Annotated in this window: 15 protein-coding genes; 3 read left to right on the top strand and 12 right to left on the bottom strand. The window is 45.6% G+C overall.

The window, feature by feature from the left end:
- Window positions 1–18 precede the first annotated feature (18 nt).
- From AC58P7_RS06380 to fucU, 4 genes are all read right to left on the bottom strand, one after another.
- Window positions 19–2,721, bottom strand: a complete 2,703-nt coding sequence (locus tag AC58P7_RS06380; protein ID WP_497340988.1) for a UxaA family hydrolase — start codon at window positions 2,719–2,721, stop codon at window positions 19–21.
- 144 nt (window positions 2,722–2,865) lie between these two features.
- Complete coding sequence (locus AC58P7_RS06375) at window positions 2,866–3,834, bottom strand: aldo/keto reductase (RefSeq protein WP_497340986.1); 969 nt, start codon at window positions 3,832–3,834, stop codon at window positions 2,866–2,868.
- A 67-nt stretch (window positions 3,835–3,901) separates the two neighbouring features.
- Window positions 3,902–4,048 (bottom strand): hypothetical protein, encoded by a 147-nt coding sequence (locus tag AC58P7_RS06370; protein WP_497340984.1) that lies wholly within the window; start codon window positions 4,046–4,048, stop codon window positions 3,902–3,904.
- Between the two features lie 80 nt (window positions 4,049–4,128).
- Window positions 4,129–4,554 carry an L-fucose mutarotase gene (gene fucU, locus AC58P7_RS06365; protein ID WP_497340982.1) on the bottom strand — a complete coding sequence of 142 codons (426 nt, stop codon included), beginning with the start codon at window positions 4,552–4,554 and terminating at the stop codon, window positions 4,129–4,131.
- A 208-nt stretch (window positions 4,555–4,762) separates the two neighbouring features.
- On the opposite strand from fucU, the gene AC58P7_RS06360 reads away from it, so the two are divergent.
- Entirely contained in the window at window positions 4,763–5,782 is a 1,020-nt protein-coding gene (locus tag AC58P7_RS06360; RefSeq protein ID WP_497340980.1) for a LacI family DNA-binding transcriptional regulator, read from the top strand.
- 21 nt (window positions 5,783–5,803) lie between these two features.
- Here AC58P7_RS06360 and AC58P7_RS06355 read toward each other — a convergent pair whose 3' ends face one another.
- Window positions 5,804–6,391: a hypothetical protein gene (locus tag AC58P7_RS06355; protein ID WP_497340978.1), complete on the bottom strand. Its 588-nt coding sequence runs from the start codon at window positions 6,389–6,391 to the stop codon at window positions 5,804–5,806.
- 568 nt (window positions 6,392–6,959) lie between these two features.
- On the opposite strand from AC58P7_RS06355, the gene AC58P7_RS06350 reads away from it, so the two are divergent.
- Window positions 6,960–8,030: a bifunctional 3-deoxy-7-phosphoheptulonate synthase/chorismate mutase gene (locus AC58P7_RS06350; protein ID WP_497340976.1), complete on the top strand. Its 1,071-nt coding sequence runs from the start codon at window positions 6,960–6,962 to the stop codon at window positions 8,028–8,030.
- 93 nt (window positions 8,031–8,123) lie between these two features.
- Here the strand turns inward: AC58P7_RS06350 and AC58P7_RS06345 are convergent, their stop codons facing one another.
- Window positions 8,124–8,633: a hypothetical protein gene (locus AC58P7_RS06345; protein WP_497340974.1), complete on the bottom strand. Its 510-nt coding sequence runs from the start codon at window positions 8,631–8,633 to the stop codon at window positions 8,124–8,126.
- A gap of 528 nt (window positions 8,634–9,161) precedes the next feature.
- Between AC58P7_RS06345 and AC58P7_RS06340 the strand changes: the two genes are divergently transcribed.
- Entirely contained in the window at window positions 9,162–9,647 is a 486-nt protein-coding gene (locus AC58P7_RS06340) for a phage lytic cycle repressor MrpR family protein (protein WP_497341550.1), read from the top strand.
- Between the two features lie 91 nt (window positions 9,648–9,738).
- Here AC58P7_RS06340 and AC58P7_RS06335 read toward each other — a convergent pair whose 3' ends face one another.
- From AC58P7_RS06335 to AC58P7_RS06310, 6 genes are all read right to left on the bottom strand, one after another.
- Window positions 9,739–11,202: an RICIN domain-containing protein gene (locus tag AC58P7_RS06335; RefSeq protein WP_497340972.1), complete on the bottom strand. Its 1,464-nt coding sequence runs from the start codon at window positions 11,200–11,202 to the stop codon at window positions 9,739–9,741.
- A gap of 253 nt (window positions 11,203–11,455) precedes the next feature.
- Window positions 11,456–12,376, bottom strand: coding sequence for an EamA family transporter (locus tag AC58P7_RS06330; RefSeq protein ID WP_497340970.1), 921 nt, complete (start codon window positions 12,374–12,376; stop codon window positions 11,456–11,458).
- Window positions 12,373–13,542 carry an iron-containing alcohol dehydrogenase gene (locus tag AC58P7_RS06325; RefSeq protein WP_497340968.1) on the bottom strand — a complete coding sequence of 390 codons (1,170 nt, stop codon included), beginning with the start codon at window positions 13,540–13,542 and terminating at the stop codon, window positions 12,373–12,375. Before AC58P7_RS06325 ends, AC58P7_RS06330 begins: the two co-directional genes overlap by 4 nt.
- A gap of 148 nt (window positions 13,543–13,690) precedes the next feature.
- Complete coding sequence (locus AC58P7_RS06320) at window positions 13,691–18,880, bottom strand: AAA family ATPase (protein WP_497340966.1); 5,190 nt, start codon at window positions 18,878–18,880, stop codon at window positions 13,691–13,693.
- Between the two features lie 38 nt (window positions 18,881–18,918).
- Window positions 18,919–20,565 (bottom strand): hydroxysqualene dehydroxylase, encoded by a 1,647-nt coding sequence (locus AC58P7_RS06315; protein ID WP_497340964.1) that lies wholly within the window; start codon window positions 20,563–20,565, stop codon window positions 18,919–18,921.
- A 168-nt stretch (window positions 20,566–20,733) separates the two neighbouring features.
- On the bottom strand, window positions 20,734–22,881 hold the full coding sequence (locus AC58P7_RS06310) for a methyl-accepting chemotaxis protein (RefSeq protein WP_497340962.1): 2,148 nt from the start codon (window positions 22,879–22,881) through the stop codon (window positions 20,734–20,736).
- Between the last annotated feature and the right edge of the window lies 1 nt (window position 22,882).

The following is a 22,882-nucleotide window of genomic DNA, read 5'->3' as shown; positions in this document are numbered from 1 at the left end:
CTCAAATAGAAATGAAAATCACAACGAAACACCCAAGAAGCCACGTGTTAATTGGAAATCAACATTACCCTGCTGGTAGAGACGAGGTGTATAGGTATGCTCAATGATTTGCTTGACGCGCTCGAGAATCCTGTTCGTCCAAGCATTCGGATCTCCAATGAGCAGCAAATCCAGATCATTGTCATAGTTTTGCAGCATACCCGGTTCCGATGCTATTTGCAGCATAGGAACGAACGGATGCGTCTGCATCGGACGATTACCGACTAGCGCGATGATTAACTCTACACCCGTGGCAGCTAAGCCCGTAACCGTCTCCACCCAATGCTCGGTCGGAGTCTCCATAATGTGGAAACCATTGCGGCGGACATGCTCACCATAGGCAATTGACGGCAGGACATTGGATGAAGTAAATATATTTTGGCTATAAGAAGCAGTGGAAAGTAGACCGCTGTTCTCAGGAACAACCACTAAGCCGCCTGCGCCCACAACCATTTTGGTCAGCTTCATCAGCTGCTCTCCTTCATCGTCCGAGATGGAACCATCGCTTACGATGCCAATACGCAGTCCTGCCAGACCGACTGTCTCCTTCTCAGCTGCTCCAGCTGCTGCCAATTGATCGGCAAACCATGCTTCTACCTTCTGCGTCACCTTCGTAATTCCGCCGTCAAGCTGAATGCTGGCAAAACCAAGATGGCTCGTTTCAACACCCATCTCTTCCATCAGATGGCGCATATAGTCGTTGTGGGTTTTCTCGCAGCCATGCTCCAGCAGCAGACAATGTTTTACCATCGGATGTGTGATGTAACCTATCATCGTTCGGGCATACAACTGTTCTGCTTGGCCCCCCGAATTACCGCAGCCTTCCGTATGCGCCAAAGCCACAAAACGTGAGAGCTCGGGTTGCCCAGCCTCCTGTTTATTCAGCTGCTGCGTAATCAAATTTGCTACCTGTCCAGCACAGAGACTGGTCGGCAGGATCAAGCCGATGTTATCGCTGGCCCGGCGGTTTTGATGACGTGTGAAGGAGAATTGGATCGGGCTAGCTATCGCTTCTGCATCCTCTAGAATTTCAATAGGCTCTCCTGTTGGCGTATAGGGATGGAGCAATAGCTCCAGCTGACTTGCATCATTTTGCTGCCAATTGCGCCAGATCTGCACCTGGGCATGGCCCGCCTTCTCACCAACACTGCGCTGACCGGAAGCAGTTTGGATTGTCAGTTCGAAGGCCTCTTTGCCGAGCTCATCCATAGTCGTTCCTTCCAAAAATTTACCAGCGTTGACATCCATATCATTAGTCAGCAATTGGAAGCGGCGCGTCGTCGTGACAACCTTGACCGTCGGCACATAAGGGAAATTGGTGATCGAGCCGTTACCCGTCGTAAAGAAAATCATGTTGCAGCCTGCAGCCACCTGTCCGGCGATGCTCTCGAGGTCATTGCCGGGGCTATCCATGAAATAGAATCCGCCATCTTTCATGAGCTCCCCATATTCTGTGGCATAATCGAGGCGAGTGATCGGATCTTTCTTTCGGGCAGCACCAATGGATTTGAGATAAATGTTATAAAGGCCGCGATATATATTACCACCAGATGGATTTCCCTCCGCGCTAGCACCATGCCAAGACGTGCGCTCTTTGAAACGGTTCACAAGTTCCAAGAATTTGCGGGCGGTTTCAATGTTACGCACCTTCGACAGGACATAGGGTTCCGCGCCAATTAATTCATCGGTTTCAGCCAGGCTGGCAGCGCCGCCGTAGCGTACCAATTCTTCTGAAATCCAGCCAAGCAGCGGGTTCGCTGAAATGCCGGAAAAAGCGTCCGAGCCGCCACACTGCAGTCCGATCTTCAGGTGGCTAATGGATTCACCCGTCCGTTGCATCGCATTAACGGTAGGCAGCCACTCGCGTATAATCGCTTCGCCTAGGGCCAGATTCTGTTCAAAGCCGCCTTGGAGCGACACAAACTTGTGCAACACATCATCGATCGGGTAGCTGTGTTCGCGTAAATACGCTTCCACCATCTTGTTGGTTACCGGTTCATTGCCATAATCAACAACCAAGACTGCACCCACGTTGGGGTTCACGATAAATCCGGCGAGCGTCCGCAGTAGTAAATCCAGGTTATTAAGCTTTTCCGTGCCGCCCTCCGTATGCGCCACAGGGACAATCCCATCGACATTGGGATAGTTCTTCAGTTCACCTTGTAGTCGAGCGGCAAGCTGCTTCGAATAGCTGCCCGTACGAGAGGTGGTACCTAACAGAACTACGTGGTTACGGGTACCAACGCCACGGGCTTCACTGCGGCGATAACCCATAAAAGTACGAGTTTCCGAGTAAACGGGTGATGCCGGGGCGGGCTTAAAGTTCGCCTCGGCAAGAACATACGGATGAATTTGATCCGTAAAATTGGGCTTAGCAGGCAGAGTAAATTTCAGCTGACGCACTCTAAGTGCGTCCAATACCGCCTCATTTATCACATAGTGACCGGGCTGAATCGCTTCCAGAGCCACGCCAAACGGCATTTCCCAAGAAAGCAGCTCTACACCGGGATCAATTGTCTTCACAGCAAAACGATGGCCTTCCATAACAGTATAATCTATGATCAAGGTTTGGCCTTCATAATTAATGATGGTGCCGGCGTCCAAATTGCGAGTCGCAACGGCGCAGTTATCCCCAGGTAATGGAAGTCTGGCAATTTCATCAAATTGGTAAATTTCGTTCATCGATATCTATCTCCTTTTTGAAAATTACTCATGAAATACTAATCGTCGGAAGAGAGAAAAATTAAGAATGTTTTTCGAATCCAAGAATGATAAGAGAAAAAATCGAAAGTAATTAACGGCCTTTTGAGCATACGCTCAACAATTTTATGAAAATCTATCTGATTCAGGATCCACAGTAGAATATCCAATGTCGTCCAGTGCAGGCCAAAGCTCTGAAGGAATTGGATAATTGGCAAGCTCCAACGTCTGTGCTACTCGTTCCGGCTTGCTCATGCCAACAACAGTACTCGAGACGCGGGGGTCACGCATAGAGAATTGGAGTGCAGCAGCGGCTAGGGGGACATCATATTCCTGGCAGACTTTCATTAAGGATCGTGCACGTTCAAGCAACACAGGAGGTGCATCACTATACGCATAACGTGCGTAGGCATCCGGACCTTTTGCCAATATGCCGCTGCCATATGGTGCTGCATTAATTACGGCAACTTCCAATTGATTGGCGATATCAAGCAAAGGTTCAGCTGATCGATTGAGCAGTGTATAGCGGTTATGGGTCTCAACGGCGCTAAACTCCCCTGTCTTTACATAACGAATAAGCAAGTCGATGGGCCCACCAGATATTCCAATGTGATCTATGACCCCCTGATCCTTGAAATTTTTCAGCACCTCAAGCGGCCCACCTGCTCCCATAACATTTTCAAAGGTGGAATGTTCCGGGTCATGGATATAGACATATTGCAGACGATCTAGCCCTAACCGGATTAGACTTCCTTCAATGGATCGTTTTATTTGATCCCCGCTGAAGTCGCCAGTCCGTAAACACCGGTCTGCTTTGGTGGCGAGCACAAAACCCGATGGGAGTCCGCCGTTCTCTTTAATTACCTTGCCAATGCGGCGCTCACTCTCGCCTTCACCATAGGCCGCAGCAGTATCGAGGAAGTTAATCGGGCTTGCGAAGGCAGCGCGAATTGTTTCCAGCGCGGTTTCTTCTGGTGCACTAAAATTAAACGTTTCCGGCATATCACCGAGTGGAGCTCCACCAACACAAAGCGGAGAGACAAGCAGGCCAGTTCTACCAATTGACCGATTCGAGTAAAGGGATGAAGTTGACATAAAGTATCCTCGCTTCTTATTGAGTATTAATAAGGTTTTAATAAATAATCTGCACTTAAATATCTAATTACTTGTCTTGTGGTTCCAATCTAGTGATGGTTTCAATGTAACATGATTCCTTGATTTTCCATGAAAAGAATTGCACATTCCCATCCTTTTGTACTGTAAGGCGGTCATTCAAAATCATACTGCGAACGAAATCACTGTTTGTCATAATCGTTCATCCTCCTCATTATGAAAAGCTCAGAATTACAACTTCATACTCGCTATTCATTAGAGTTACCGATAAATCAATTACTCGCTAATTACGCCTTTTCTTAAAATAATATTGGCATAAAGCGCCTTTTCGCTCGTCGCTACAATGGCATAAACTTTCTTCGCCCGCTCATAAAAAGCGAATCGTTCTACATATTCAATGGCCGGTGTCACATGTTCACTAATAATTGCTTCATATTCACCCCAAATAGGTGTCTCAACAGGATCCCCTGGAACGACAGCCATGAGCGCAACAGGCTTTTCGCTATACGTATCTAGTGGAAATAAAGATAAAACCGCTTTCAATAATTCGGGTACGCCGTGTCCATCACAACGCAATAGTCGGTTCGTATGACTGGCTGCTGGGAAATTCCCGTCTGCCAAGATGATTTCGTCCCCATGTCCCATCTCCATAAGAACTTTGAGAAGCTCGGGCGAGAGGATCGAAGGTATCCCTTTTAACATGATTAGCATCTCCTAAATAAGAGTATGTTACCGATAACTCAAAATTAACAACTTTATGTCTTGCTGTCAATCATTTATTTCTATACAATATGAAATAAACGGCAACGACGTCCTCTTAGGACAAGTGCGTTTATCTAAAAATGTGTGAAACATTGCTTTCTACTATTTCAAAATAGACGACTACTAGGCTCGTAAAGGAGATTACGAAATGATAACAATCTATGACATCGCCGAGAAGGCCGGTGTTTCCGCTATGACGGTTTCAAGAGTGATCAACAACACAGGCCGGATCAGCGAAGAGACGCGTAAGCGAGTGCGGAAAGTGATGGAGGAGCTCCACTACATTCCGAATGCACTGGCGCGCAGCCTGGTGTCCCAGAAGACGAACTTGTTATCCCTACTTATTACGGATATTACCAATCCGTTCTATACGACATTAGCCCGCGGCGCTGAAGATGCAGCGAAAAAGGCAGGCTATCGCTTGCTTTTTGCCAATAGTGATGAGGATTATGCAAAAGAAAAGGATTATGTCGATATGATCCTCTCCACCCGTGTGGATGGCGTTTTATTCGCACCTGCTGGGGATCGTTCACTTGAAAATTTGCAACAGCTACAAAAGCATCAGATTCCTTTTGTCGTCTTGGATCGCGAAATTCCGGGGATTGATGCGGATGTCGTGCTTGGTGACAGTAAAGAAGGTGCACGCAATCTCGTTGAACACTTGATTACACGAGGTCATCGACGCATCGCGTTAGTGAACGGCTCACAGGACGTTTCAACGGCCCGGCTGCGTTACACCGGCTATAGCGAAGCACATCGCCTACATGGACTAGCCGTAGACGATTCGCTCGTTGTATATCTGAGCTATCGCGATTTCAACGATGATTCCGCCCTAGATGATCTACTCCAGCTTGAAGAGATGCCAACAGCAATTTTCGCTGCCAATAATATGTTGGCCGTTGGGGTTATTCAATCTTTGCGCAAGCGCGGCTTACAGGTACCTGGTGACATGTCAGTTGTCTGCTTCGACGACTTCGGACCCGCAGGTGCAATCAATCCGTTCCTTACTGTGGCTTCACAGCCCGCCTATCAATTTGGCCAGCTTGGGATGCAGCTTCTTATAGAACGCATAGAAGGAGACATTGATTATGAGTCTCGCAGAATTATGCTTCCCTCAGAGCTTATTGTTCGTTCATCCACGCAGTCTATCTCGCAACCTATCTCGTAGATCACGTAGAGCGTAAGCAGGCTATTGTTCCTCCCATTTGTGAACAATAGCCGCAACGATCTCTTCCTTCGTCTCCTCGGTCAACCCATTCCGAAGCTCAGTAATAAACTCTATAAAGAGCAGCGATAAGAGCTCATTTATTTCCATATTCAGTGGATGATGATGCTTCCAATTCATATCATCGAAAAAGACACGCATCCGATTGACCTCGGCTGGGTGTAATCTTACGTTCAGTGTTAAATAAGAAGCTCTTTCTAAATTGTTGGCTTGAAAAGATAGCCCCCACTGAAAACCAGGCACACTTCCTGTAGATGGCCGTTCATTGGTATTTGAACTCGCAGCAATGCCTCCAAATTTACTTCTCAGTTGCAAAATATAGGTGTATAGATCCTTGCCTTTTCGGACATGATCCATGAAATTATCAAATAACAGCTTAACGAGGAACGTTTTATTGATTCCTTCAAGTTCCTCTTGCGACGTATACACAATATCCTCTAAGAACGCATCGGCACGATCAAAATAATCACGAGGCGCACGCACTTTCATTGTGTGGTAGATATCAGCAGCTCCCTTGTTAAATAAACCTGTCCATGATTTTAGTGTGAGCATCACCGCAGCCCCCTTCTTCTCCCTCCTAAACTACTATTCCGAATCTAGCAGAAAAATGACTGCAAATCGTGTCTACGAAAAAAAAGATGGATTCTCATAAGCGGGCTCTCTCCTTCATGCATATATTGGCTAGCAAAGGGCTATTAATGAACACACTTCAAAGCAGTGAAGCCGATACGCTTTAAAGTCCATATTTGCACCATTCTTAGAGCTGCTTTACAATACGTCTAATGCATTATCTGCTCTACGCTGAGTTAACACACATAGAAGCGATGAAGGAAAGAGTAAGCGGAAATCATTCTTTACCAGGGACGCTGTGCCATTGACTGGAAGCACGCGATCGAATATTTCGCCCAAGTTCACTCCTGAGCTGGTACCTGAACAACACTGGACTGACTAGTGCTCATAAGGTTACCCGTATCCCCTGCGATAAAGGGCTAAAAGTGAGAAGTGACTCATTCCTTCCGGAAAAGAGGCTTCTAATAAGGGTGGTACCACGGCTCCTCGTCCCTTGCGACGGGGGGCTTTTTGCTGTTGTTATCAACTAATTTGAAGGAGTGAAAGATGGATGGAAAACACGAAGCTGGACGATTTGAGAGGTCGTATCGATGAAATTAACGCGGGATTGTTGGCATTGCTCTCCGAAAGAGCACATATCGCCCAAGAAATCGGGATCGAGAAAGAAAAACAAGGCGTGCCGAAATTCGACCCGCTTCGCGAGAAAAGAATGCTAGAGTCATTGGTTGCACGGAATACAGGCCCTTTTGAGGATGATACCATTCGTCACCTTTTCAAACAAATTTTCCAAGCATCGCTCTCCTTACAACAAACGGATCATAAGAAACAGCTGCTTGTTAGTCGTAAGAAGCAGCAAGAAGATACCATAATCCCGCTTGGTCCCGTTAGCATCGGCGGGACTAAACCAATCATGATTGCAGGCCCCTGCTCCGTCGAGAGCTACGAGCAAGTACGCACGGTTGCTGCTGCATTGAAAAGCGCTGGCGTGACCGTGATGCGCGGCGGCGCCTTCAAGCCTCGAACATCCCCCTATGATTTTCAAGGGTTAGGTCTAGAAGGCTTGAAGATCCTCAAAGAAGTGGCCGATGAATTCGGACTCCAGACAATCAGTGAAATCGTGGATCCCGCACATATCGAAATTGCAGGTCAGTACATCGATGTGATTCAAATTGGCGCAAGAAACATGCACAATTTTGAGCTTCTGAAAGCAGCTGGCGAGGTTCGCATGCCTATTCTTTTGAAACGCGGCTTGTCCGCTACGATCGATGAATTCCTGCATGCTGCTGAGTACATCCTATCTCGGGGTAATACACAGGTTATGTTGATCGAACGCGGAATTCGGACCTATGAGAAGGCCACACGGAATACACTCGACATCTCCGCTGTTCCGATCCTGAAGCAAGAAAGTCATTTGCCCGTTCTGGTCGACGTCACTCACTCGACAGGACGCAAGGATATCTTCGCCCCTTGCGCCAAAGCAGCCTTGGCCGCGGGAGCGGATGGGATTATGGTCGAAGTCCATCCCAATCCGGCTACAGCCCTCTCAGATGCGCAGCAGCAGCTAACTATCGAGGAGTTCAACCAATTTTATGCGGTTATCCAAAGCTCGGGATTATTCTAATTCACACGAGGTTAAGCACCGCTTCCACATAAAAGCCTCCAACACCACGAGTATAACGTGGGTAGGAGGCTTTTAATGTATGCTGGATAACCTTTATACAGTTTTATCTACAAAAGCAATTCGATTCTGCTCAGCAAACTTCTTCAGCTTGTCCGCCATCGCCGTGATATCAAAGCGGTTCAACGTTTTGTTATATACCCAACGCGGAGACTTGCCGGTAAGCTCAATGATGATTTGACCTGGTGCATGAACGATCTCTTTTATGTTTTCGGAACCAAGCACTAATTCTCTGGCTAGACCTCTCTTCGAAAGATTCGTTTTGGTGACTCGCAAGTACGGTCTCCGCACAAAATAAATGAGTACACCGACAACTAGATAACTAAGTGTCGTATACCAGTACATCTTGTCCCCTTCGGTTTTGGTCAACGTAATCAATAAGAAGATCGACACCACAATGAAAAATGCAGCTAACAGGATGCTTCTTCCTTTAAAAACGACCGGACGATCCGGATCCGTCGAAATCGGTGCCTTTCCTTGCTTGGAACGGGTCAGGTTTGCCTTTTTCGTATTTTTACTTACCATTCTTTCCCACTTGCGTGACATGCCTTTCACTCCCTGCGTAATAGTTACCATACTCCTCTTCTCATAATCCCACACTTACGGCAGAATGTCGATATTTAGCTTATCCAGCATACAAAAAGGAGCCCCTTCAGGGAATTATTCATGCCCGTGGCATAATCCGTTCCATGTGTACGGACTTGAAAGGCATCTACGACAATGGCATTGCCATTCCTATCCCCTTGATTAATTGGACGCTCCGAGCGTGAGCACACTTTATCACCATTCACATCATTGCTTGTATGAAATCTAGGCTCTCCTGTGTTTTCTATGGGTCCATCATTTCTAGATAATCAGGCTCGAGCAAGATAATTTTGTCGAAATTAGACTAACATTATTTAGGGCTTTTCCCTCATTGTTCCTCGAATTTCTTTCAGCTATAGTTACATCATAACAAACTTCTAGTCATAATCACTTCTTAAATCGCATAACTTGTATAGTTGCTTATTTCTGAAAACCCAAATGTAATTTTGCAGAAAACTAAGTTCAAACTTGAAGGGATGTTGATTTCTTATTCTTACTCTAGAGAAAATCCAGTTCATCGAGACGCAATGTATCAATCCGCAAGACGCCATCATTATTCGCCTGCTCATTGAGGGTGTCGCCCCTCACGAAATTGTGTACTTAAAAAGTAATTCCTTAGATGAAAAAAACCAAATACTTACCGTGTCTGATGCTTATGGGGCTAAAAGACACATGCAAGTTACAAGAACCTGTGTGGAACGGTTTCAGTCCGCGTTGAAGCAAACCAAGTATGTTACAAGCTTTGGTGACCGTCTTCAGCAACGGAAACTGACCGATTTAAGAGAAAGTCCTTTTTTAATCAAAATGAGCATGTCGGACTATATCGCAAATCAAGCAATGATTACAGAATTGGATTCAGTCATTTTACGAACGATTTATATGCGACTACGCCGATTGGCTGAATATTTCTCCTTGCCGGAGCTCACTCATTTAACAACCGTTAAGTTCGAACTGAAGCAACTCGCGGTTGTATAACCTTAGATCACCAAAGGCCATTCGGCCTTTTTTTGTGCAAAAAAGCTACCCCGACATCGATTTCTCCATGCTTGGGGTAGCTCTCACCTCATTACTGAACTTTAAGCAGACGCCATTGCTGATTCTTCCCGCCATTGTCGGTCCATTGGATGGCCGCTCCTCCGTTGGCTTTGGAAGCACCCGAAATATCGATAAGCTTACCCGTTGCGCGATTTTTCAACTTGAAATTACCCGCTCCGTTATCGATAATTTGCCAATGTTGACTCGTCCAGCCACCATCTGTCCACTGTTCGATGATCGCCCCGTCTGAGGTACTTCCATTTTCAACACCTATGATTTTGCCGCTCGCCTTGTTTTGAATTTTATAATAACCACTTCCTGCACTCACAAACTTCCACTGTTGGCTGTCCCAACCGCTATCGATATATTGCTCTAAGTTATCGCCATTCGCGGTACCTTGACCTACGACATTCAAGTCTTTTCCGCCATTTCGATTCTCAAGTAAATAATATGCACTCGTATCGATTGCAGGCGAGGATGCTGACAAGCTACCTGTACTCGCATCGATCGTTACATTGCTTCCCCAGCTCATGGAGAGTGACGTCGTCGTTGGGAATGCCAAGGGAAGCCACACATAACGTGATTCCATCACTTTGCCGCTCCAAGCGCCAGCCCAGCGATCTCCCATGTACAGAAAGCTTGTTGAACTTGATCCTTCAATTGGCAGCACATAAGCGCTCTGTGAGTCATAGGTCGTTCCATCCCCAAAGTTAGTAAGGCCGCTCCACGTACCTGTTATACTGCTAGCTGTTGCATATTTACCTTGGTTAGGATCCCAACCTGTTGCTCCAGAGGTAACAAGGAAATACACGCCATTGCGTTTGAACATAGCTGGTGCTTCACGATATTGCCCTGACCACAAAGTGGTGACCAGAGAGTCCACACTTCGGAAGTCAGCAGAAAGCTTATAAATATTCAAATTAGCGTTTACACTAGTCGCACTAATCAAATAAGCCGTACCGTTATCGTTATAAACGGTCATGTCTCTGGAGTCATACCCAAGGGGACGGAAGCTTCCTTGATACGTGTAGTTGCCATCTACAGTGCTGGAATAGGCTACGGCTGTTCGAGCTTGCCCGTAATCGACTCCATTTTCCCAATGCATCCATAATACGAATTGACCCGTCGAACTGTTATAAATGACTTTGGGTCTTTCAATATTGGAAACATTCAGCTCGGCAGAGGAATTTAGCGTTAATACATCGTTGCGGAATTCCCATGTTTTCAGATCGGTGGACCGATAACAGGAGACAGCTTTAAATGTGCCGTCCGCATTGCGATTTTCACCAAACCAATAATAGTAGCTCCCTACTTTAATAACCCCACCGCCATGCGCGTGAATCACATTCCCGCTTGTATCCTTGAATTGTATGCCATTTTGAATCGTGACCGCAGCCGCTTGCGCAACATTGTTGAATAAACTGCTGCTCAACACACCAAGTCCACATACTGCTACAAGCAAGAAACTAAGCAAACGCGATATCGATTTTCTCATCAAATGAATCCGTCCTCTCTTGAATTTCGTTTTTGGATCCCATACTTCACGCCTAATACGGAAATATAAAACGCTTTCAAATCTGGTTGACTGCCTCACCTCCTCTACTTCAAGATAGTCGTTTTAGCCCCCGCTTTACTACTGAATATTCCAGAACAACTATGAACTTTTACAACTTTGCTCGAAATTTCTTATCTGTACATGCTACAGCAAAAAAGGTGAATCCCCCTACGTTAGGGAAATTCACCTTGATTTACTCGGTTTGCAAACGAGGAAGTCGTTGTCTTCGTTTCATTAGTTCTGGCAATGCGATACCCAACATGGTGATAATAACGCCTAACCATTGCAGTCCGTTAACGGATTCATGCAAGACGATAAACGACATGATCACTGCCGTTGGCAGCTCCGCGGCGCTCATGATCGTGGCCATTCCGCCGCCAATTCGCGGCACACCAATCGCAAAGAACAACGGCGGGATTACAACCCCAAACAATGCTAGCAGTAAAGCCCACGGCAGCAACGATTCATGCAGTGATCCGTTCCACAGAAAGTGAGGCGGGAAAATCAGCATGACGATGATGAACGAGCCAGTTTGCATGACAGCACCTCGTGTGATTGGCGCAACTGCCTTGGCAACCTTCCCATTCATAGCAATAAACAATGCATATGTCAGTGCAGATAGGAGTCCTAAGCTAACCCCAACCCAGGAGGGGGCTTCGAGATTTCCTTTTAAATAACCACTTGCCATAATAATACCTACGAATAAGAAAATAAGTGCAATTAGTTTATCCTTGCTTGGACGTTTCCGATCTATAATGGCTTCCAGAACAATGCCGATCCACGTAAATTGAAACAATAAAAGGATGGCAAAGGATGCTGACACATATTGCAAAGCTGCATAATAAAATATCCCAGTTAAACCAGAGCTTGTTCCCACTAACATGAGCAGAAGTGCTTGACGCGGCGATACGCGAAACGTTTTGGCCTCAGCCGACCCCTGTCTTGCAGATTTGGCTGTCACAAAAGCCATGAGCCACATCATGATTAAACCAAAGAAGATTTGACTGCCAACAACCTCGCCAACATGAAAACCAGATTCATAAGCTTTCTTCACGAAAGTCGATAAGAGTCCGAAGCTGATCGCTCCAGCTAGCACGTATATATAATATTTCATGCTAACGATCTCATTAGAATATCTCTGACGGTGTCTCTTGTCATGATTTTATATTGCCCAATGCTAGGCTTCATAAATGATTTATGCACCAATAACTCAATGCGTTGATCATCAATGCCATAATACCCAAGTCGACTCGGCGCTCCAAGAGAATCCCAGAATTGACGCAGGGCTTGAATACCTTCTACCGCAATCTCATGATCGGTTTTTCCAAAAGCATCGATTCCGAAAACAGCCATCGCCAATTTCTTCATTCGCGAAGGATCGTCCTCTGCACAATGTGTCATCCAGTTAGGGAATACGATGGCAAGCCCACCCCCATGCGGGATATCGTAAACAGCGGATAAGCCATGTTCAATTTGATGCGATGCCCAGTCTCCCCCGTCTGTGCCACATGAAAGCAAGCCGTTAAATGCGGTTGTTCCAGCATACATAATCGTTGCCCGATGCTCTACATCTTGGAGATTTGCCAGAAGCTTCGGTGCAGCCTCCATAACAGTAAGCAGAACCCCTTCCATGAAGCGATCCATCATCGGTGTATACTCAGTGCGATGGAAGTATTGCTCCAGCACATGGGACATCATGTCCACAATCCCGTAAACCGTTTGATCCAAGGGTACGGAAGTTGTGTAGGCAGGGTCCAAAATAGAAAAAACTGGATAAGCCAACGGACTGCTCCAGCCGCGCTTTTCATTACTGTCCCAATTCGTAATGACAGAGATATTATTCATCTCCGAGCCAGTCGCGGCAAGCGTTAGTACGGTACCCAATGGAAGTGCCTTCTGTGGCTCTGCTTTTCTCGTGATGATGTCCCAGACATCGCCTTCGTAGTAAACGCCAACGGAGATCGCCTTGGCACAATCAATGACGCTTCCTCCACCTACAGCAAGGATGAGATCGATTTGCTCCTTGCGGCATAGCTCAATACCCTTCTTAACGGTTGTCAGCCTAGGATTAGGCTCCACGCCAGACATTTCTACAACCGTGGCTTGCATATCTTGAAGCTGCTTTATTACAGCATCGTATACACCATTTTGGAGAATGCTGCCTCCGCCATAAACAAGCAGCACTCGTTTACCGGTTTGACCTAGCTCCTGTTGCAATTGCTTAATCTGACCTTCGCCAAACCATAATTTTGTTGGATTCCATTGAATAAATGATTGCATATGTGTGTAAACTCCTTCGATGACTAATATCTACAGAAGTATATCACAAGTCGAATTCAATAGCATTGGTAACAGCTTGCGTATAGACACGTCCTTTCTGCGGTAAAAAAACCGCACATCTACTAGTAAGATGTACGGTTTGCAGTCCTTATATGCGGTGTAAAGGCAGTGAGAATGAAATGCTACAGCCTTTGCCTAGGCGGCTTTCCGCCCAAATTTGACCACCATGGTATTGCACAATTTCTTTCGCGATGGCAAGCCCCAAGCCACTTCCGCCTGAATTACTGCGCGATTTGGAAACCTTATAGAAGCGTTCGAAAATGTGCGGAAGATCCTCTTCACTAATCCCAACCCCCGTATCCGACACCCGAATAACGAGTTCGCAAGGCTCATCACGGATTTCAACCCGAACATCGATGGAACAGCCTGAGGTGGAAAACTTAATGGCATTGTAAATAATATTGGCATACACTTGTTCGATCCGATCCGTATCTACAGTTAGCAGCAACTCTTGACCATCCTTGGGCTCTACGTTGAGCGTATAAGCAATACCTGCATTTAACGCATCTAATTCATACTTGGCAAAAAGCTGACGAATCATCGTCCCCCACGAGGTTGGCGCAAGTTGGAAATGGAACTGCTTGGTTTCCAGTCGGCTCAATTGATATAAATCTGTGATTAATCTTTGGATACCGACAATTCGCATATGCACGACGGACAAGTATTTCTTCTGCTCCTCCGGCTCCTGGATCACCCCGTCCAAAATCGCTTCCACATAGCCCTGGATCGATGTAAGCGGCGTTCCAAGATCATGGGAAATATTCGATAAGAGATCTCGCCGCGAAGTTTCCATCAAAATCAATTCGTTCGTCCGTTCTTTCACCTTGGATTCGAGATCGTTATACAGCCTAGCATTCTCAATGGAAATGGCGGCTTGAGCAGATAATAGCTTGATCACATCTAACCGATCCGAGGTGAACGCCTTCCGAATCAAATTATTTTCCAAATAAAAGACACCGACTAAGTTGCCCTGATGTAGTATGGGCTCACAGAAGATCGACTTACTCTCTGCTTGTCGTATATATGGATCGTTCGTGAAAAACCCTGTTTTCTCCGCATCGTCCAGCACAACGCCTTCCTTCATGCGTGCAACATACTGAATGACGGCCTGTGGGAGATTATCGCGTGATTCAAGCAAAACAGAGCTGACCTTACAGGAATCCTTCCCCTCACTAGCCAGCATTTCCGCTTCAACGTACAAGCTATCCTTGTCCTTCAGAACGAGGATACTTCTCTCCGCACCTGAAGAATACGTAACAATCTCCATAAGCCGCTTGATCAATTGCTCCAAATTCACTTCACTTGAAAGGGATCGGGATGTGTTCATGATGGTCTTGAAATCAATTGCCTGTAGGGAGTAGTCACTGATTTTGGTTGTTGCCAAATCTGTTGACTCATGCAAGGTGGATAGATAACCGGGATAACGCTTGATCAGATCGTCCGCTTTCGCTTTTGCTCCCCAACTGACATAGCCGTAGTACGCATCCATGAGGTATGTTTTAGCAATTTTCTCACGTTTAAGCTGTTTATAATACTTTCCTGCAATTTCGCTAGCGATGGCTTCATGATGAATAAACCCATGTTCTCGTGCTTGGCGTATGGCATCTTCATACCCCTGCTCTGCCCGTTGCGTTTGGCCTGTCACACGGTTCCACTCTGCGTGCATGAGCAGACTGAGGTGCTGAAAGTTTTCCGGACTATATTTAGCCCATTTATCCATCTTCTTCAACATTTTCTTCACCTGCTTAGTGCAAACCTTCTGCTCGCTCAGGGACAATTCACTATATCTGGCAGCGATTGATAAGACAAAGTAAAAATAATTCTCTGGCATGTGAAACAAACCGAACGATGCGGTTTGTCTGGGCTCAGCGGCTCTCCCCATGTTCACTGCATCCTCGTAATGCCCAAATAAATAATACAACATCATTTTCTTCACGGTGTATACGTGGAGAATAACCTGATTCGGATGAACTTCCAATTTACGAACAAACTGTTCATCTTCATCCTCATGATTTCCGATTAACAATGGATTAATGGTCTTGCCTTCTAAATTCATGATCACCATGCGAAGCAATTCCATCATTAGGAGCGTATCATGATGATTCGTCTGCTCCAGAATCCGATAATTCTTCGTTAAATCCTCGAGTACTTCCGTGAGCGTAACCCCTTGGAAATCTTTGATCAACACCTGGTAGGTCAGAGCATAGCCTGCAAATACCAAATCACCGTCTTCAATTCCGCTCCGGAAAGAATCTTTTAAATGCACAAGGCAGTTTTGAAGCGGCTTCACCCAAGGTGTAACGAACAATCCGAAGGAGAAATAGCTTCTACTACGATATTGATGAGATTGAAATCTTTCATTGATGCGGTTGCTAAGCTGTCCATATTGATAGCCTGTCTGGTAATCGCCGAACCCAGAGCCCAGAATTAAGCCATACGCACCATACACATAAGCCATCACGGGCGAGTTCCCGTATTTCAAAGCCAGCTTCGTCATGTTAAGCATAAACAGAACAAATAAGTTCGTATTCACGAAATAAGCAGATATCGCGACACTCATCATGAAACTCATTAATTTGGATCGATACGCGTCTTCCATGATCGGCAATTCATAGAGTTGGAGTGTATTTCTGCGTCCAATCATTCGCTTCACATCTAAGTAAGCAAGGAAAATGTGAGCACTTGTAGGTGCTTCTACTAACCGAATGCCATGCTCAGCCAAAACTTGCAAGCCAACCTTAACGCTTTTATGCTGCTTCCCAATGTTGGTGTACAGCACCACTTGCAGGTTATACAGTTCCAGCTTCTGCTGGGCGGATGTCGTTTCTTTCAGGAGTTTTTCATACGAGATCTCAGCTTCATCCGCTTGACCGTTCAAATAAAGTACTTCTGACTCCTCTAGACGGATGGTGTAGCATAACTCTTCTAAGTCCATCTCCTTGATCTGACTCAATATTCGCAGTGCTTTATGATAATATTGAAGCGCTGATCGGTAGGCATTAGAAGCCTTGGCTTTGCGCCCTGCACTAAGATTATATTCAAGAAGTTGAATAAATGCTGTCCGTTCGGTGATCAAATCAGAGCCAATATTCAAATGGTTTACAATTTCAAAAATCCGCCGTTCGATTTCAACTTCCGACAATTCCGAGAGTAGCAATTGGGCAATGTTCAGATGCATCTCCGTAAGCTTCGCCTCACCAACGGAACCATAGATGGCCTCTTGAATAGAGTCATGAACGAACATAAATCGGATTTCCCGTGCTGTAGAATCACCTTCTGTATAAAATTTATAGTCCATGCCTACCGGGATAATTAATCCGCTTTGAATGGAAACTTCAAGCTCCTGCAGTGCATCCACGAAGGAACAACGCATAATAATACCCAAAGCCTCCAAGTCGAAGAAAACGCCTAAACAGGATGCCAAGCGCAAGACATGCTGCGTTCTCGAAGGCATGCGCTCTAGTTTCTCGGCCAGAAGGAACATTAGATTATCTGTTATTCGCAGCCTTTGAATCTCGTTCATATCCCAAATCCAACGATTAACTTCATAATTGAACGAAAGCAATTTCTGTTCATGTAAAGCGGTCAGGAATTGTTTGACGAAAAAGGGGTTACCCCCTGTTTTTTGCACAACTAACTCAGCCAGCTGAGCGACTTGCTCTTGCCCCGTTTTCAGTGACTCTGCAATCAATTGCTTGACATCATGAATCTCCAGCGCTTTGAGCGTTATTCTCTCCTCAATGAGTCGAGCAGGAAGCTTATTCAGCAACTGGATGTGCATGGACGACAGCCAATTGGTCTCATATTCACTGCGATAGGAACCAATGAACAAGAAATATTTCAGTTGCGAATCGTTCAGCAGTAGATCCAGTACTTGCAAGGAGGCCGTATCCGCCCATTGTAAATCATCCAGGAACAAGACAATTGGCCGATCCTTAGCACAGAAAATCAACAAAAATTGCTGCAGCAAAAAATGTAACCGATTCTGCGTTTCTTGTGGCGGGAGCTGCTTCACAGCTGGTTGTTCCCCGATCAGAAGTTCAAGTTCAGGAACAAGATCCGTTAAAACCTTGCCGTTCGTACCCAACACTTTGAGCAAACGAGTGCGATATTCGTCAAGCTGCTGATCTTTCCCCGTCAAAAGCTGCCTGACGAGTTCTTGCAATGCTTTGGCAATTGCATGATAGGAGACGTGCTGCTTATTAGGCTCGAAACGACCGGATAAAAACCAGCCGTTGTCTTTCATAATCGTCTTCCTCGTTTCAGCAATCAGAAAAGACTTGCCATAACCTGACTCCCCTGTGACCCAGACTGCCTCCAGAGAGCCATGCACCGCATTACAATAAACGTGCAGCAGCTTCGTGATCTCTTTGGATCGGCCATATAAGCCTTGCGGGATCTGGAACATATCCGTCATATCATATCGACCAACCGTGAAATCCTGGATACCTTCTTTGGAATCTACCATCAGTAAAACTTGCTCAAGATCTTGCATGATCCCATATGCACTTTGATAGCGGTCTTCCGCATCCTTAGAGAGCAGCTTCATGATAATATCAGACAACGGCTTCGGGATCTCCATTCTCAAGCTTTCAGGTGGTATCGGAGTGACGGCAAAATGACAATGCAGCAGCTCCAACGGTTCTTCCGTTTGGAATGGCAGGCGTCCCGTAATCATTTCATAAAATGTGACCCCTAGTGAGTAGTAATCCGAACGGTAGTCAATGATCCGATTCATGCGTCCCGTCTGCTCAGGCGACATGTAGCTGAGTGTCCCTTCTAGCAATAAGGGATTCAGCATTTCTTGACGTTCTCTCGTAAACGAAGAAATACTGAAATCTCCCAGTTTCATAATCTGCTTCTGCCGATTCATAATAATATTACTAGGCTTAATATCCTTATGTATGACATAGCGTTGATGAATCTCGCCTACAATTTTGACCAATTGAATGGCTGCTTGTAGAAATGCTTGAATCGATTGTCGAAACAATGGAAAATACGTTGTAAGAGTTTCCCCTTCAAAGTCCTCCATCACTAACGCTACGCTATTTTGATACTTGGGCAAAGCAAGGGGCTTAACAATGCCAGGGATGTCCAGCATCTTCCCAATTTCATATTCACGCTTTAATCTAGCGATATCCGAAGCAATCGGGAAGTCAGAGCGCAGCGTCTTAATGATCACCTTCTCGCCTGATTGCTTATGAATGGCGCGGTACAATACGTTTCGCTCACCCTGATAGATTTGTCTGATCATCTCATAATCCGGCAAAATTAACATCGTATCCTCCTAGTCATTCTCGCTGCTAGATAAAGGTGCTAGAGCATCTTACCATCCCATGGCAGCCCCTTCTCGAAACGTTTTTTATCGTGAATATGATAGATTTTCAAGACATCAATATGCCCTAATTCAAACGTATACATTTCCCAAATCTTACAAGGCTCTTCCTCTGAACCATCACGTGTCAAAATGGCATTAACCGCCCGGCGGGCTGCTTCATTCGCACCTTCCATGGTTGCTAGGTTCGTATTCGTCCGAACATAGTCCGAGGCAAGGAATAAATTCGGTATGCCGGTAAATGCTTCTGGGCGGTCATCCCACGTCCCTACGCGGTTAATGAGCAACGGCTCCATATTCGTGCAGGCACCTTCAGGATTGACGAATTGAATATCCGTATCCAAGAACCAAGAATGAAGAATGGAATCTTCCAGAATAACCGCGCCATCTACGTTTAGGCTTAGTTTCATTTGGGCCCAAACCTCTGCCTTAATTTCTTCTGCCGTACAATGTGTAGCCGTTTTCCCAAATAAAATTCCCGGCGTATCCCAATCCGAAATATCAACAGACAGAATGCCTTTCACTGTGCCATCGCCATAGTCGCTCAAATTGACGTCCGGCCAAAATTGTTTCTGCGAAACCGACGTTAGGGACCACGGGGCGTCCAAATAAATCACATGACCATGTGTAATCGGCACATCTTCCTTCAAGTAGTACTGAATCCCGTTCATCCAAGCAACAGAGTCAACGAGCTTCTGAACGCCATGAAGTGACGGATCTGCTACCAGCATGGCATCCGTGATCATTTTCCCCATGACCTCAACGGGGAAGGCCGCAATATAGTAATCCGCTTCAATATCAAATGTTTCCCCATTTTTTGTCACGGTCGCACTGCGGATGTTTCCATCAGCACAATTAATACTCTCAACTTTTACATCCAAATGATAGTCAAGGCCTTGATCCTGTAGAAATGATAACCAAGGGTATATCCATTTGTCATTCGTTGGACCATTCAGAAGACGCACAAAGCTCGTGCCTGGTGTCGTAATGTCTAATGTCATTTGAACAGCTACAGGACCTACGGTTTGTGTATTTGCGATCTTGGACTGACAAGCAACCAGCGTTTTCGTGAATCCGGCGAAAATTTTCTGAAAAGCAGGCGACTGCTGCTCCGCCTCAATGAATTCCCACCAATCAATTAAATTGTATTCTTCTCGGATCCGTTCCTCACAGCTTGTCATGACCTGCCATAGCTTACGTCCATATTGCTCCATGTCATCCAGCGTAAGTCCTAACCCATTATCAAAAAGATCTTTAATCAGTACTAATAAATTGTCCAAGCTAAATTCAATTTTAGCCAGCAACGGCAATAATGGCGCTGTATAGGTAGCAATATCTAAACGTGTGACTTCTGTTAAATTATCGTAAACCGTACCATTCTCATAGGGAATTCGCTTCAAGGTATCAATCACATGACGATAAAAACGAGGAAATAGTCGAAAGCCGTGCTCGCCTGGCAAGTCTCTTCTACCGCCTTTGCCGCTTCCCACAAAAGGCATACTTCTGGCTTTCCCACCTGGAATACTCTTAAACTCGTACACGGACACTTCATAACCTCTTACTACAAGTTCATGAGCAGCGCTTAAGCCTGCGACACCGCCACCCAAAATTGCGACCTTTTTCAACACGTTTCCCCCTTGTTTTGGTGTTTTTTGTAAAATTATCTGTTCTTCCTATCATATCATTTAGGTCCATTGAATCATAGAAAAATCCTGATAGAATCCTAGAGGAAAAAGAGAAGAACAACCCTTCTACAGCTGAGCATGTCAGCACAGAAAGGTTGCTACTTGAATCTCCTATGAATCTAGTTTGAAATGGGTTAACGAATGAAGTAATTCCTCCGAAATGTGATTTAACATTGTCGACGAACTCTCGACCTCCTTGGTTGATACAGCTTGCTTCTGTAACGACGTAGCTACATCTTGCGTGTAAGTTGTTGCCTTACGTGAAATCTGAACACTATCCTCCATGGAGGCTGATACTTGCTGCGTACTCGCAGAAATCTGCTCAGAAGCAGCTGACACTTCTTGGATTTGCTCAGCAACCTGATCGACCGCGTTCAAGATGGATTCAAAAACAACACCAACTTTGGCAATCAATAAACTTCCTTTTTCCACTTCGCTTATCTCCATTTGTGCTTTCTCAACAACTGATTTGGAGCTTGACTTCACCATCGCGATTAATTGTACAATTTGTTTGGCGGACTCACTCGACTGATCAGCCAACTTCCTTACCTCTGTCGCTACGACCTGAAAGCCGCGACCGTGTTCCCCAGCTCTTGCTGCTTCAATGGACGCATTCAGTGCGAGAAGCCTCGTTTGTTCCGAGATATCCGTAATCATTTCTAACATACGGTCAATTTTCGTGGATAGATCGACAAGCTCCGAGATGGTTGTTGCTGTTTCGGATACTTTCATTTTAATCGAGGACATTTGTTGCATGGCTAGATTCATATCATCAAAGCCTTGTCTCGCTTCAATCGCGGCCTCATTGGCTGCTTCAGCAACGGTAGATGACGTTTCGGCAATTCGCTGGACGCCGGCTGCGACCTCATTCATTGCAGATGATGTTTCTTCAGAGCCTTTCATTAACACTTGCGAGCCTTGCGCCATATCCCTCATAATGATCTGTATCGTGTTGGAATCCGCTGCTGTCTCCTGAACGCTGGATTGAAGCTGTACGGATGACTCAAAAGCTCTCTGAACAACAAGACGACTTTGCCGTATGACATGTGTGAAGCTATCTGCGATGTGATTAAAGGCGTTTACAACACCGCTAAATTCATCTTTCGAATGCGATTGGGCACGAACCGTCATATCCCCTTGAACAAGAAGCTGTGAAGCTCGCGCAAGCTCATCAATCCCTTTTTTCACCGCCACATAAAAAGCCATAAATAAATACGCAGCTACTAGCAAGACAACTAGCACGATAAGTGCATCGATCGTTAAACTCCTCGTGTACGTATCCACACGCTGCTGCAACAGCTCCGATAACAAGCTTAACTGATGTTTATATAGCGTTAAAGCGGCCGCTTTGGCTGAGCGCGCTGTAGCAGCAAATTCATTTGCAGAAATTTGAATGATGCCTGTGTTAACTAATTTTTCATTTAATGCATCAATGGTTTCTAGCGCAGCAGCTTGGTTTTTGTCATGAAGCTCTTGGAGATTCGCTCCGAGCTCAGGATCTTGCTCCTTCAGCTGTTCCTCAAACGATTGTATTTCGGTTAAAATGGATTGTGCTTCACCGCTTAAATGGATTAACTCCTCCTGTTCCTCTGGGTTTTTGATATGTCGACGAGCGGCAACTTCAATCCCTTTTTGCTCAATTTTCTCAAGATTATTCCAAAATGCAGGAAAAAGATGTACAGTAAAGTCTATGAAGGAGCTACTGCTTTCCTCCGGATCCAGATCGAGCTTCGTCCCCTTTTCCACGGCATGCATGAGATGGATCACATTTTGTTCTATCTGCTCATGCTGAAGCTCATAATACTTCTGACTCAACCCGTCTCCATTTGACGAAATCGATTGCCACTGCTCCTGGATCCCCGAAACAAGCTTAGCTTGAAGCAAAGGGTTCTCGGCTTGCTCGGCTTCCGTTTTCATCCGCACCAGGATGTCATCAATTTGCGCTTGTACTTTCTTCGTATCCATTTCAGAAGGTGCTTGAGTACCGTCTGGAGAAGGTAAACTTTGTCCGAATTGATCCAGTCTAACTAATAGATCACCGAGTTCACTCTGAACGGAAATCCCGGCCATTTCAAGTTTAGCCCCTCGCATACTTTGCGTTGTCCCGGCTAACAATTGTTCGGCTAACAAGATAATCGGAATCACGAATACACAGCCAATCATTAAAAATTTTTGCGGATACCGAAGCTTATTCAGTAGGTAGATTGCAGGGTTAAAAAATGTTGATACACTGGTTTTATTGAAACTAATGGCTTTCATC

Source organism: Paenibacillus sp. J22FR5, from assembly GCF_059691975.1.
This window is presented reverse-complemented; position numbering and strand designations above follow the sequence as displayed.